This is a genomic window from Rhizobium sp. PP-CC-3G-465 (assembly GCF_004343445.1).
Classification (GTDB): Bacteria; Pseudomonadota; Alphaproteobacteria; order Rhizobiales; family Rhizobiaceae; genus Ferranicluibacter; species Ferranicluibacter rubi.
This window is the reverse complement of the sequence record NZ_SLYH01000003.1, coordinates 159,867-172,687: the sequence shown is the minus strand read 5'-3', so window position 1 is coordinate 172,687 and position 12,821 is coordinate 159,867. Positions and strand designations below refer to the sequence as shown.

15 protein-coding genes are annotated in these 12,821 nt (G+C 65.6%); 8 read left to right on the top strand and 7 right to left on the bottom strand.

What is annotated here, in order from left to right; genetic code table 11:
• Positions 1-43: 43 nt before the first annotated feature.
• From ccmB to C8J33_RS15045, 4 genes are all read left to right on the top strand, one after another.
• A complete protein-coding gene (gene ccmB, locus C8J33_RS15060) occupies positions 44-703 on the top strand; it encodes a heme exporter protein CcmB (protein ID WP_110801046.1) in 660 nt (219 codons plus the stop codon).
• Positions 704-773: 70 nt separating this feature from the next.
• The gene (locus tag C8J33_RS15055) at positions 774-1,532 is read left to right on the top strand and encodes a heme ABC transporter permease (RefSeq protein ID WP_110801045.1); all 759 of its coding nucleotides are present in this window, start codon (positions 774-776) and stop codon (positions 1,530-1,532) included.
• Positions 1,529-1,696: a heme exporter protein CcmD gene (ccmD, locus tag C8J33_RS15050; protein WP_132664790.1), complete on the top strand. Its 168-nt coding sequence runs from the start codon at positions 1,529-1,531 to the stop codon at positions 1,694-1,696. The genes C8J33_RS15055 and ccmD overlap by 4 nt, the downstream gene beginning before the upstream one ends.
• Positions 1,693-2,289, top strand: a complete 597-nt coding sequence (locus C8J33_RS15045; RefSeq protein ID WP_132664789.1) for a DsbE family thiol:disulfide interchange protein — start codon at positions 1,693-1,695, stop codon at positions 2,287-2,289. The genes ccmD and C8J33_RS15045 overlap by 4 nt, the downstream gene beginning before the upstream one ends.
• Here the strand turns inward: C8J33_RS15045 and C8J33_RS15040 are convergent.
• The 7 genes from C8J33_RS15040 to C8J33_RS15010 form a co-directional block, all read right to left on the bottom strand.
• Positions 2,286-2,882, bottom strand: coding sequence for a DUF2585 domain-containing protein (locus tag C8J33_RS15040; protein WP_132664788.1), 597 nt, complete (start codon positions 2,880-2,882; stop codon positions 2,286-2,288). The genes C8J33_RS15045 and C8J33_RS15040 overlap by 4 nt on opposite strands.
• The gene (locus tag C8J33_RS15035) at positions 2,879-3,562 is read right to left on the bottom strand and encodes a septation protein A (RefSeq protein WP_132664787.1); all 684 of its coding nucleotides are present in this window, start codon (positions 3,560-3,562) and stop codon (positions 2,879-2,881) included. Before C8J33_RS15035 ends, C8J33_RS15040 begins: the two co-directional genes overlap by 4 nt.
• An 81-nt stretch (positions 3,563-3,643) precedes the next feature.
• A complete protein-coding gene (ftsY, locus tag C8J33_RS15030; protein WP_132664786.1) occupies positions 3,644-5,050 on the bottom strand; it encodes a signal recognition particle-docking protein FtsY in 1,407 nt (468 codons plus the stop codon).
• Between the two features lie 32 nt (positions 5,051-5,082).
• Positions 5,083-6,357: a tRNA (N(6)-L-threonylcarbamoyladenosine(37)-C(2))-methylthiotransferase MtaB gene (mtaB, locus tag C8J33_RS15025; RefSeq protein WP_132664785.1), complete on the bottom strand. Its 1,275-nt coding sequence runs from the start codon at positions 6,355-6,357 to the stop codon at positions 5,083-5,085.
• Positions 6,357-7,274, bottom strand: a complete 918-nt coding sequence (gene dapF / locus C8J33_RS15020) for a diaminopimelate epimerase (protein ID WP_132664784.1) — start codon at positions 7,272-7,274, stop codon at positions 6,357-6,359. The genes mtaB and dapF overlap by 1 nt, the downstream gene beginning before the upstream one ends.
• Positions 7,275-7,370: 96 nt before the next feature.
• Entirely contained in the window at positions 7,371-8,330 is a 960-nt protein-coding gene (gene speB / locus C8J33_RS15015; RefSeq protein ID WP_132664783.1) for an agmatinase, read from the bottom strand.
• Positions 8,327-9,415 (bottom strand): MBL fold metallo-hydrolase, encoded by a 1,089-nt coding sequence (locus C8J33_RS15010; protein WP_132664782.1) that lies wholly within the window; start codon positions 9,413-9,415, stop codon positions 8,327-8,329. The genes speB and C8J33_RS15010 overlap by 4 nt, the downstream gene beginning before the upstream one ends.
• 383 nt (positions 9,416-9,798) lie before the next feature.
• Here C8J33_RS15010 and ffh point away from each other — a divergent pair, with 383 nt between their 5' ends.
• From ffh to rimM, 4 genes are all read left to right on the top strand, one after another.
• Positions 9,799-11,373: a signal recognition particle protein gene (gene ffh / locus C8J33_RS15005; protein WP_132664781.1), complete on the top strand. Its 1,575-nt coding sequence runs from the start codon at positions 9,799-9,801 to the stop codon at positions 11,371-11,373.
• 7 nt (positions 11,374-11,380) lie between these two features.
• Entirely contained in the window at positions 11,381-11,701 is a 321-nt protein-coding gene (locus C8J33_RS15000; protein WP_422038322.1) for a chorismate mutase, read from the top strand.
• 79 nt (positions 11,702-11,780) lie between these two features.
• On the top strand, positions 11,781-12,143 hold the full coding sequence (gene rpsP / locus C8J33_RS14995; RefSeq protein WP_110729859.1) for a 30S ribosomal protein S16: 363 nt from the start codon (positions 11,781-11,783) through the stop codon (positions 12,141-12,143).
• Positions 12,144-12,250: 107 nt separating this feature from the next.
• Positions 12,251-12,817, top strand: a complete 567-nt coding sequence (rimM, locus tag C8J33_RS14990; protein WP_132664780.1) for a ribosome maturation factor RimM — start codon at positions 12,251-12,253, stop codon at positions 12,815-12,817.
• Positions 12,818-12,821 lie beyond the last annotated feature (4 nt).

Genomic DNA, 12,821 nt, shown 5'->3' with positions numbered 1-12,821 from the left:
GTCGCAGCTTTTTCTCTCCCATATCCGTTCCCAGGTGCGGGCCATGATGGCGCTCTACCTGCGCGACCTGAAGCTTGCGACGCGGGCGGGCGGCGGTGCGCTGACCGGCATCCTGTTCTTCATGGCCGTCGTCGCCGTCGTGCCCTTCGGGCTCGGGCCGGACCTGAAGCTTCTGGCGCAGGTGGGGCCGGCGATGCTGTGGATCGGCGCGCTGCTCGCCTCGCTGCTTGGGCTCGACCGCCTGTTCCAGGCTGAGCGCGAGGACGGCGCTCTGGACGTGATGCTGATGCAGGAGACGCCGCTGGTGCTCATCGTCTTCGTCAAGTGCCTTGCCCACTGGACGGCCTCCGGTCTGCCGCTGGTGCTCGTATCCCCGTTGCTCGGCCTCTTCCTCAACATGCAGCCGACCGCGATCTTTGCCACCATGTTGACGCTTCTGGCGGGAACGCCGGCGATCACGCTGATCGGCGCAATGGGGGCGGCGGTCGCGGTGGCCTTGCCGCGCGGCGGGCTTCTGGTGTCGATCCTCGTGCTGCCGCTGGTCATTCCCGTGCTGATCTTCGGTGTCAGCGCGGCTTACGCGGCGGTCGAAGACCCCGCGCCCTTCCTGCCGCCGTTCATGATCCTCACGGCCATCACCCTGTTCTTTGCCGTCATCGGCCCGGCGGCGGCCGCGGTGGCGCTCAGGGCCTCCTCGGAATGACGCAAAGGTGACCATGCCGGTGGCCGCGACGTTCATTGAAGAGGTCTCGCGAACTTGGTAGAGAGGTCGTATGCGTGAGAGAAGCCTTGCCATTCGCAGCTTTACCGACCTTGCCAATCCGACGCGCTTCGTCGCGCTGGCCGGGCGCCTGCTGCCATGGCTGGCCAGTCTCACGGCGCTGCTTTTTGCGGTCGGCCTGACGCTCTGTTTTACCACCGCGGCCGACTACCAGCAGGGCGAGACCGTGCGGATCATGTATATCCACGTGCCCGCCGCCTGGCTGTCGATGATGGGCTATACGGTCATGGCGGCATCCGCGCTCGGCACGCTCGTCTGGCGGCATCCGCTGGCCGACGTCGCGGCGAAATGTGCGGCCCCTATCGGGGCGGGCTTTACGGCGCTGGCGCTCGTCACCGGCTCGCTCTGGGGCAAGCCGATGTGGGGAACATGGTGGGTGTGGGATGCGCGGCTGACCTCAGTCTTCATTCTGTTCCTGATGTATCTCGGCCTGATCGCTCTTAATCGCGCCATGGACGATGCCGGACGGGCGGCGAAGGTCTCGGCGGTGCTGATCCTCGTCGGCTTCGTCAACATCCCGATCATAAAGTTCTCCGTCGATTGGTGGAACACGCTGCACCAGCCGGCAAGCGTGCTGCGCCTCGGCGGTTCGGCCATCGATCCGGAGTTCCTGCGCCCGCTGCTGGTGATGGCGCTCGCCTTCACTTGCCTGTTCTTCACGCTGCATCTAGCCGCGATGCGCACGGAAATCTGGCGGCGGCGCATTGCGGCCATGCGCCGGCAGGCCGCGCGCGGAGCGGCGTCGGCATGAGCGCGCATCTGGCTTATGTCGCCGCCAGCTATGGTGCAGCCCTCGTCGTGGTTGCGAGCCTTATTTGCTGGGTGGTTCTCGACGCACGCGCCCGGCGCCGCGAATTGCAAGCGCTGGAGGAAGCCGGCATTCGCCGCCGCTCGGCCGGCGGAGGTGCTCAGTGAGCGACCTGCCGGAAAACCGCGCGACGACGAAGGGCCGCCTCGCGCTCGCGCTGCTGCCGCTGACCGTCTTTGCCTGCCTTGCCGCCGTGTTCTGGAGCCAGCTCGATTCCGGTCGCGATATCAGCGAAATCCCGTCCGCGCTGATCGGCACGAAGGCGCCCTCTCTCGCTCTGCCGGCGCTCGAAGGCGCGACGCTCAAGGATGCGCCCATGCCCGCGCTGACGGATGCCGCGGTGAAGCGCAAGCTGACGCTCGTCAATGTCTGGGCGTCCTGGTGCGTGCCCTGCCGCGCGGAGAACCCCGTCATTCTTGCCTTGGCGAAAGACCCTCGCTTGCAGGTCGTCGGCATCAACTACAAGGACCAGACGGACAACGCGCTGCGTTTCCTTGGCGAACTCGGCAATCCCTTCTCCGCCATCGGCGTCGATCCCCGCGGACGCGCCGCGATCGACTGGGGCGTCTACGGCATCCCGGAATCCTACCTCGTCGCACCTGACGGCACGATCCTCTACAAGCGCGTCGGCCCCTTCGACGACCGCAGCCTGCGGGAAGGCCTCATGCCGGCGATCGAGAAGGCCTCGGCCGGCTCCTAAAGCGTGCCCTGCCACGCCTTCACCGCGTCCATCGGCCAGACGAGCATCAGCACGTTGAGGGTCAGGTTGTCGCGGATCAGCCACCCGGTGAAGAGTTCGAAGACGATGGCGATGACGATCGTCACGGCGACGGGCAGGCGGGCGGCCGCAAGGAAGCCGAGTGCCATGAAGACGGTGTCCATGGCCGAGTTCAGCACGCTGTCGCCGATATAGTTCAGCGAGACGGTCGCGGAGCGATAGCGCTCGATGATGATCGGCGAGTTTTCGAGCAGTTCCCAGCCGGCCTCGATGAGAGTCGCGACGAACAGTCGGGCGGCGAGCGGCTTTCTCGGGAAGAGCCAGGTGGTCAGCGCGTAGAACAGGAAGCCGTGGATGATGTGGGACGGCGTGTACCAGTCGGCGATGTGCTGGGAATTGCCGGGGCTGTTGACCACGGGCTCGAACAGCTTGACGACGCCGCAGGTGCAGATCGGCGTGCGGCCCATGAAGAGCTCCACGGCCACCTGGAACGCGAGGACGGCGAGGCAGGCGCCGATCCACAGGAGCGTGCGGCTGCGGGGTAGGGCCTCTACAGGTGGGGGAACGGCCGTCATGTCTTGTCGGATGCGGTTTCGACGGAGTGCCGCAGGATGAGCGGCATCTGCGCCATGGTGAAGAGGATGGTGATCGGCATGGTACCCCAGACCTTGAACGCCACCCAGAAGTCGTCGGCCGCCTGAGCGTCGGGCGCATACCAGATGGCGGCACCGCGCCAGACGGCTTCGTTGAGGAATGCCAGAAACAGGAAGAAGATGCCCCAGCGCAGCGTCAGCTTGCGCCAGCCGGCCGCATCCAGCTGGAAGGCGGCGTTGAAGACGTGGCCGAGCAGCGACTTGCCGAAGAACAGGCCGCCGAGAAGCACCGCACCGAACAGCGTGTTGACGATGGTCGGCTTCATCTTGATGAAGGTGTCGTTCTGCAGCCAGATCGACAGCGAGCCGAACACCAGGACGACGATGCCTGAGACGAAGGGCATGACGGGGAGGTGGCCGAGGACGATCTTCGACACGAGCAGCGAGATCACCGTGGCCGCCATGAAGAGGCCGGTGGCGATGAACAGCGGGCCGCCGAGTTCGGTCAGCACCGGGAAGGTCTCGGCGAGCCACGGTCCGCGCAGATTGGCGAAGAAGAAGATCAGCAGAGGCCCGAGTTCCAGCGCGAGCTTGAGGCCCGGATGGTGACGCTCGGCGGGGGTCGGCGTGACGTCGGTGTCTACTGGCCGTTCGGTCTTCATCGTCTCTGCCTTGTGGTCTTTTCGTAAGATGCGTGTGATGTGGCCGCAGACGGCGGCGGAATTTCGGCGGTACTGCGATGCTTAATCCGCAATCCCGGCGATCGCCTCGGCGAAATCCTGAGCCTCGAAGGGTTCGAGATCGTCGATGCCCTCGCCGACGCCGATGAAGTAGACCGGCAGCTTGTGCTTGGCGGAGATGGCGACGAGAATGCCGCCGCGCGCCGTTCCGTCGAGCTTGGTCATGATCAACCCGTTGACGCCGGCGACGTTGCGGAAGATCTCGACCTGATTGAGCGCGTTCTGCCCGGTGGTCGCGTCCAGCGTCTGCAGCACCGTGTGTGGCGCATCCGGATCGAGTTTGCCAAGCACGCGGACGATCTTTTCGAGTTCGGCCATCAGTTCCGTGCGGTTTTGCAGGCGGCCGGCGGTGTCGATGATCAGCACATCGCTCTTCTGCCGGCGGGCTTCCTCGAAGGCCTCGTAGGCCAGGCCCGCGGCGTCGGCGCCGAGCTTCGAAGAGACGATATGACTGTTCGTCCGGTCTGCCCAGATCTTCAGCTGCTCGATGGCGGCGGCGCGGAAGGTGTCGCCGGCGGCCAGCATGACCTTCAGGCCCGCGCCCGAGAGCTTGGCGGCGAGCTTGCCAATGGTCGTCGTCTTGCCGGTGCCGTTGACGCCGACGACGAGGATGACGTGCGGGCGATGGTTGAGGTCGAGCTGCAGCGGCTTGGCGACGGGCGTGAGAACCTTGGTGATCTCGGCTGCCATGATGCGCGAGACATCCGCACCCGAGACGTCGCGGCCGTAGCGCTCGGAGGCGAGCGTATCGGTGATGCGCAACGCGGTCTCGACGCCGAGGTCGGCCTGGATTAGCAGGTCCTCCAGTTCTTCGAGCGTGGCGTCGTCCAGCTTGCGCTTGGTGAAGAGCGCCGTGATCTGGCCGGTCAGCTGCGAGGAGGTGCGCGACAGGCCGGCGCGCAGGCGCTGGAACCAGGTGAGGCGTTCGCCTTCCGGGGCGGCCTCCGGTTCGGGCGCCGGGCCCGTGGCAAAGCCCGCGGGCAAAGCGGAGATGTCGCGCGGACGGTCGAGATTGGCGGTCGGGCTCTCGCCGGGAGCAAGCTCCGCCTCCGCTTCGAGCAGCGACAGCGGCACCACGCCGAGATCGCCGATATCCTCGATGGCCGGGAGGGGGAGGAGCGGCTCTTCGGTGGCTTGCCCGTCGTCTGCCGGTTCACCGGTGTCGTCATCGGCCGCCGGGCCGCCGGCCGTGGCGATCTCTTCGGCCAAAACCGGATCCTCGGCAATGGGCAGGGAGTCTTCCGGCGCGGTATCGGAAAGAAGGGACGGTTCGAAAGTGCTGACGTCTTCGGCGACCGGGGCTGCAGTCTCCGCAGGCTTTGCCGCATCCGGCGCGCGCTCGTCGGCCACGGGCGCTTCCGGCGGCACCTGATCGAATGTGAAGACCCTTTTGAGGAAGTCGAACGCCATCTTATATCCTGAAACCTGCGGGGCCGCTCATGTCACGCGGCCTGTCTTTCGGCGGTGTCGATGGAGAGGTTCTTGCCATCGTGGCCCGTGATCGTCGTCGCGACCAGCGAGCGGGGTTCGAGCCCCGGTGTCGCGACGCGGGTGAAATTTTCCGTATGGCCGGTGCCGTTGCTCTCGACCAGCACGGTTTGCGTGGTGCCGACCATGGAGGTCAGGTGGTCGCGCGCAAGCTCCTCGCCGATGGCGCGCAGGCGTGCAGCGCGCTCCCGGATCAGCGAGGGATCGTGCTGCGGCATGCGGGCTGCGGGCGTGCCTTCGCGCGGGCTGTAGGGGAAGACGTGCAGGCTTGCGATCCCTGCTTCCTGCGCCAGCGTTCCGGCCGCTGCGAACATTTCTTCCGTCTCGGTCGGGAAGCCGGCGATCATGTCGGCGCCGAAGGCGATGCCGGGACGCAGGCGACGGGCCTCGTTCATGAAGGCGAACGCATCGGCGCGCGAATGCCGGCGCTTCATCCGCTTGAGGATCATGTCGTCGCCGTGCTGGAGCGAGAGATGTAGGTGCGGCATGAAGCGCGGCTCGTCGGCGATGAGGTCGATCAGGTGCCGGTCGGCCTCGATGCTGTCGATGGACGAGAGGCGCAGGCGGGCAAGCTCCGGCACCTGCTTCAGGAGGGTCTTGGCAAGCAGGCCGAGCGTCGGCGTGCCGGCCAAGTCGCCGCCATAGCTGGTGGCGTCCACGCCCGTCAGCACGATCTCGCGGTAGCCGTTTTCCACCAGCATGCGGGCCTGATCGACGACCGCGCCCATCGGCACCGAGCGGGAATTGCCGCGACCGTACGGAATGATGCAGAAGGTGCAGCGGTGGTCGCAGCCGTTCTGCACCTGCACGAAGGCGCGCACATGGCCCTCGATCATCCGCACCATCTGCGGCGCGGTTTCGCGCACGCTCATGATGTCGTTGACGCGCAGCTTCTCCTCGCTGCCGACGCCGAAGTCGGGCAGAGCGCGATAGGCGCTGCTTTCCAGCTTCTCCGCATTGCCGAGGACGGCGTCCACTTCCGGCATCGCGGCAAAGGTGCCGGCCTCGGTCTGGGCGGCGCAGCCAGTGACGATGATGCGGGCATCCGGGTGCTCGCGCCGGGCACGGCGGATCGCCTTGCGGGCCTGTCGCACGGCCTCGCCGGTCACCGCGCAGGTGTTCACCAGCACGGCATTGTTGAGCCCTGCCTTTTCGGCTGCGCCGCGCATCACTTCGGATTCGTAGGTGTTCAGGCGGCAGCCGAAGGTGATGATCTCGACGCCGCTCACTATGCCTGTGCCCCTGTCGCTTGCGCCCCTGTATCAGGTTCGCGCGTGAAAGCACCGGTCTCAGGATCGACGCGGCCGGACCATTCCCACGCGGCCGGGCCGGTCATGACGACGTGATCGTCGCTCTCGCGCCAGTCGATGGTGAGCACGCCGGAAGGCACGGCGCTGGCAACGGTCACCGCCACCTTGCGGCCCGTGCGGCCGGTGCGGGCACCGCTGACGGCCGCCGCGCAAGCCGCCGAGCCGCAGGCAAGCGTCAACCCGGCGCCGCGTTCCCAGGTGCGGGTGGTCATGCCGCTCTGTGATGTCACTTGAGCGAGCGTGATATTGGCGCGCTCGGGAAACATCGGGTGATTTTCGAGAAGCGGGCCGAAGCGCGCGAGATCGTAGGACATGACATCACGATCCACCCAGAAGATCGCATGCGGATTGCCCATCGACATGGCGGAGGGCGAATGCAGCACGGGATCGTCGATCGGGCCGATCTGCAGCTCGATGCGGCTCGTGTCGTGGAAGTCTTCGGCCAGAGGAATACGGTTCCAGTCGAACACCGGCTTGCCCATATCGACCGAGATCGTGCCGTCGGCATGTTCCTCGGCATTGAGGACGCCCGCGACCGTTTGGAATGTAAAGGTCTTGCGGCCGGTTTCCGCCGCCAGCGCCTGCACCACGCAGCGCGTGCCGTTGCCACAGGCCTGCGCCTTGGTGCCGTCGGAGTTGAGGATGTCGATCCAGGCATCGGTGCCGGTCGCCTTCGGGTCATGGATCGCCATGATCTGGTCGAAGCGGGTCTGCGGATCGGCATTGAGCGCGATGGCGGCTGCCGGGGTCACGGCATCGCTCCGGCCGCGCATATCCACGACCAGAATGGCGTTGCCGAGCCCGTTCATCCTTGCGAATTCGACCGTCCTGTCCATGCCTGCTCATACCCTTGCGCAAAGGTCCTGCGAAAGGGCGTATATGGCGGAAAATACGCGGGATTACCAGAGGCCGGGATCAATGGAGGGTTGCCGTCACCGGCGCGTGGCGACACCCTCCGCGATCACGCAGAGCAGCTCGAACAGGATGGTCGCGCCGGCCAGCGCCGTCATGCCCGCGACGTCGAAGGGCGGGGCGACCTCCACGACATCGGCCGCCACGATCCGCACGCCGGAGAGTTCCCGCACCAGCGCCTGCGCCTCGCGGGTGGTGAAGCCGCCGATCTCGGGCGTTCCCGTGCCCGGCGCCATGGAGGGGTCGATGCAGTCGATGTCGAAGCTGACATAGATCGGTCCATCACCGGCGATCGCGCGGGCTTCCGCCATCACATCGGCGATGCCGCGCCGGGTGCATTCCTCCATGTAGATGACGCGGATGCCCTGGGCGCGCGCCCAGTCGTGCTCGTCGGTCGCGTAGATCGAGCCGCGAATGCCGATCTGCACCGTGCGTTTCGGATCGAGCAGCCCTTCCTCGATGGCGCGGCGGAACGGCGTGCCGTGGGTATAGGGGTTGCCGCCGAAATAGGTGTCGTTGGTGTCGGAATGGGCGTCGAAATGGATCATGCCGACCGGGCCGCCTGCGGCCACCGCGCGCATGACTGGCAGCGTCGTCAGGTGATCGCCGCCGACGGATAGTGGGATCGCGCCGGCTTCCACGATGGCGCGCATGCCGGCCTCGATCCGCTTCAGTCCGTCGAGAAGATCGATCGGATTGACGCTGATGTCGCCGACATCGGCGATATTCGCGATGCTGAACGGCTCGGTGAGCGTGACATGATGGACGCGCCGCATCATGCTCGACTGGTTGCGGACCTCGCGCGGCCCGTGTCGGGCGCCAGCGCGGTTGGTGGTGCCACCATCCCATGGGATGCCGACAAGCGCGATATCGAGGCCGGTGGCGTCCTGAACCGCGGGCAGCCGCATGAACGTGGAGTGGCCGGCAAAACGCGGGACTTCGACGGCATCTACCGGCTGGTGGAAGGTGCTGTTGGTCATGCGGGGTTCCTTTCCGGGGGCACGTCGAAGACTTCGCCGGCATGGAGCGGGCGAACGCGGGCGGGATCGACATCGTGTTTTGCAAGGGCGGCCGTCAGCGCCTTTTCCGGCGCATCCATCGCCTCGTCGGTCAACTGGATGGTCGCGAAGTGATGGCCGACGGCGTAGGCGGCGTTCGCAAGACGCATGCCTTCGATCGCCTCGTCCGGGTTCTGGTGCTGGCCCTTCATGAACCAGCGCGGCTCATAGGCGCCGATCGGCAGGATGGCGAGGCGGAAGCTGCCATAGGTTTTGCCCGCCGCGCGATAGTTGATGCCGTCGTGAAAGCCGGTGTCGCCGATATGGTAGATCCGGCCGGCCGGCGTCGAGATGACAAAGGCAGCCCAGAGCGCCTTTCGCCGGTCGCCGAGCCCGCGCGCCGACCAGTGATGCGCCGGCTCACAGTTGATCGAGACGCCGTCCTTGATATCGAGGGCGTCGCCCCAGTCCATGAGCGCGATCTTCGCCTCCGGCGCCACCTTGCGGATGGCAACGTCGTTGCCGAGCGGCGTGACGAAGGTGGGCTTGTGGCCCGCCTCGAGGCGCGCGATCGTCGGCTGGTCGAGATGGTCGTAATGATTGTGGCTGATCAGCACGACATCGATGCGGGGAAGATCCTCGATGCGGATGCCGGGCGGCGAGACGCGGCGCGGACCGGCAAAGGAGACGGGGCTTGCGCGTTCCGACCAGACGGGATCGGTGAGGATGTTGAGGCCGGCCACCTGGATCAGCATGGAGGCGTGGCCGACCATGGTGACGCGCAGGTTCTGCCCGGTGACCGACGCGTCCGGCCTTATCACGGTCGCGCGGGGATCGGGCGTCTTGGGCCAGGTCGCCTGCTGGCCGTTGAACCGCCAGCGCAGGAGGTCGCCAAAGCCGTTGGGCTCGACGCCGCCAGGATTGAAGAAGCGGGTGCCGTCGAAATGATCGCTGACGGGGCCTTTATAGTAGCGGTTCGCGGCCATGCTGCTCCTTGCGGTGAAGCCGCCGGACAAGACGGCGACAGCGCCGGCCAGCGACCATTTGAAGAACGTGCGGCGTTTCATTCCATATCCTCGTGCCCTATCCGCATGAACGAGCGGTCGTCTTTGGCAGCCGTCGGTGCCCGACGTGATAGGTGATGATGGCGGCTTTTTCGCTCCGACGCCATCGGAAAGCGGCACCGTGCCTGTGCTGATCGGCTGGCCCAAAGCGGCGCGATGGCGGCAAGCCTTGACTTTCCGGGCCGTTTGCTGTTTACCGCGCTCCATCTGCGACGAGACACGACTCCGAGCCGCCGACCGGGACCCTTTCAAGGTATAAACGTTCCCGGAGGTCAACACCCGACAGCGCGATGCGCCCTCGGGTGCCGTTCGGCTTTGCGTCTTGTTTGAAAACGACCCGGAACCCACGTTTGCGGCACATGTTCGCAAACGAAAAGGAAGAGCCGATGTTTGAAAGCCTCCAGGACCGCCTTGGTTCGATCCTCAACGGATTGACGGGACGCGGTGCGCTGTCGGAAGCCGATGTCGCGGCTGCCCTGCGCGAGGTTCGCCGTGCGCTGCTGGAAGCCGACGTGGCGCTCGAAGTCGTGCGGTCCTTCACCGACCGCGTGCGCGAAAAGGCTGTCGGCGCGAACGTTCTGAAATCGATCAAGCCCGGGCAGATGGTCGTCAAGATCGTCCATGACGAGCTGGTCGAGATGCTGGGCGCCACCGGCGTCTCCATCGATCTCAATGCGCCCGCCCCCGTCGTCATCATGATGGTCGGCCTCCAGGGCTCGGGCAAGACCACGACCTCGGGCAAGATCGCCCACCGACTGAACACGCGCGACAAGAAGAAGGTCCTGATGGCCTCGCTCGACACGCGCCGGCCGGCAGCCCAGGAGCAGCTGCGCCAGCTCGGTGTCCAGGCGGGCATCGACACGCTGCCGGTCATCGCCGGGCAGTCGCCGACCGATATTGCCGCGCGCGCCGTGCAGGCGGCGAAGCTCGGTGGTCATGACGTCGTCATCCTCGACACCGCCGGCCGTACGCATATCGACGAGCCGCTGATGATGGAGATGGCCGAGATCAAGCGGCGCTCGAACCCGCATGAAATCCTGCTGGTCGCCGATGCGCTGACCGGTCAGGACGCCGTCAATCTCGCGCGCAACTTCGACGAACGCGTCGGTATCACCGGCCTCGTGCTGACCCGCATGGATGGCGACGGCCGTGGCGGTGCGGCGCTTTCCATGCGCGCCGTCACCGGCAAGCCGATCAAGCTGATCGGCGTCGGCGAGAAGATGTCGGAGCTCGACGAGTTCCATCCGCGCCGCGTTGCCGACCGTATCCTCGGCATGGGTGACATCGTTTCGCTGGTCGAAAAGGCCGCCGAGAATATCGATGCCGAGAAGGCTGCGGCCATGGCCGCCAAGATGAAGTCGGGCAAGTTCGACCTCAACGATCTCGCCGACCAGCTTTCCCAGATGCAGAAGATGGGCGGCATGGGCGGCATCATGGGCATGATGCCCGGCATGTCCGGTATGAAGGACAAGATGGCGGCGGCCGGTCTCGACGATCGCATGTTCAAGCGCCAGATGGCCATCATCTCGTCCATGACCAAGGCCGAGCGCGCCAATCCCGATCTTCTCAAGCATTCCCGCAAGAAGCGCATCGCGAGCGGTTCCGGTACGGATGCCTCCGACATCAACAAGCTGCTCAAGATGCACCGCCAGATGGCCGACATGATGAAGGCCATGGGCGGCAAGAAGGGCGGCGGCATGATGAAGCAGATGATGGGCGGCCTTGCCGGCAAGATGGGTCTTGGTGGCATGGCCGGGGGAATGGGTGGCGGAATGGGTGGCATGCCCGACCTGTCGAGCCTCGACCCCAAGCAGCTGGAAGCCCTGCAGAAGCAGGCGGAAGCGGCCGGCCTCGGCAAGGGCATGCCTGGAGGTATGGGCGGTCTCCCCGGCATGGGCGGCAAGCTGCCCGGCCTCGGCGGCGGCTTCCCGGGACTTCCCGGCCTGCCGAAGAAGAAGTGAGGCCCGCATGAGCATCGATCCTATGAGCATCGACCCTTCCATCCGCGAAGAGCTTTCCGGCTACCGCCAGTCGATCGACAATATCGATGCGGCGCTGGTGCATATGCTGGCCGAGCGCTTCCGCTGTACGAAGGCCGTGGGCGTTCTCAAAGCCCTCCACGATTTGCCGCCGGCCGACCCGGCGCGCGAAGAATACCAGATCGAACGCCTGCGCCGCCTGGCAAAGGACGCTCATCTGGATCCGGATTTCGCCGAGACGTTCCTGAACTTCATCATCAAGGAAGTTATCCGGCATCACGAAGACATCGCCGCCGATCTGAAGGATTGACGGCTTTCGCATACCCCCCCCCACCCTTACCCAAATCAGGCCGCATCCGCGGCACGCCAACATTCAAGGAGTTATTGACATGGCACTGAAAATTCGTCTCGCCCGCGGCGGTTCCAAGAAGCGTCCGTTCTACCAGGTCGTCATCGCCGACGCCCGTTCGCCCCGCGACGGCCGCTTCCTCGAAAAGGTCGGTTCCTGGAACCCGATGCTTGCCAAGGACGATGCCAAGCGCGTCGAACTGAACAACGAGCGCATCCAGCATTGGCTCGACCACGGCGCCCTGCCGACGGACCGCGTCCTGCGCTTCCTCAGCGAAGCCGGCATCGTCACGCGCGAAGCCCGCAGCAACCCGACCAAGGGCAAGCCCGGCAAGAAGGCGACCGAGCGCGCCGCCGAAGCCAAGCAGAAGGCCGACGACGCCGCTGCCGCTGCTGCCGAGTAATCGACCCTTTACGCATCTTCGGGAACGGGCGGCATTTTCATGCCGCCCGTTTTCGTTTATGGGGTCGCCCAATCTTTCCGACGAATGATCTCAAGAACGGTTCATCCATGAGCAAGCTGAAAAACCCCGTCCTGATGGGCACGATCGGTGGCGCGCAAGGGTTGCGCGGCGAAGTCCGCGTGAAGAGCTTTGCCGAGGAGCCGACGGCGCTTGGCGATTACGGCCATCTTCACAGCGAGGACGGGCGCGTCTTCGAGGTGCTGGAACTGCGCGAGAGCAAGAACGTCGTGGTCGTCCGCTTTCGCGGCATCAACGACCGGACGGCGGCCGAGGCGCTGAACGGGCTGGACCTGTTCATCGAGCGGGAAAACCTGCCGGACGACGATCTCGACGAGGACGAATTCTTCTATGCCGATCTCGAAGGCCTGGAGGCCAAGGACGCCGAGGGCAAGAGCTATGGCGTGGTGACCGGCGTGTTCGATTTCGGTGCCGGCGACCTGCTGGAGCTGAAGGGCCCCGGCCGCCGCCCGGTTCTCATTCCCTTTTCTGAATTCTCCGTACTCGAGATTGATCTCGAAGGCGGCACGATGCTGGTCGATCCCGTTGCTGCCGGTCTCATCGACGATAAGGACGACCCGGCCGGGCCGTTCGATCCCGACACCTCAGGCGAATGAGCGC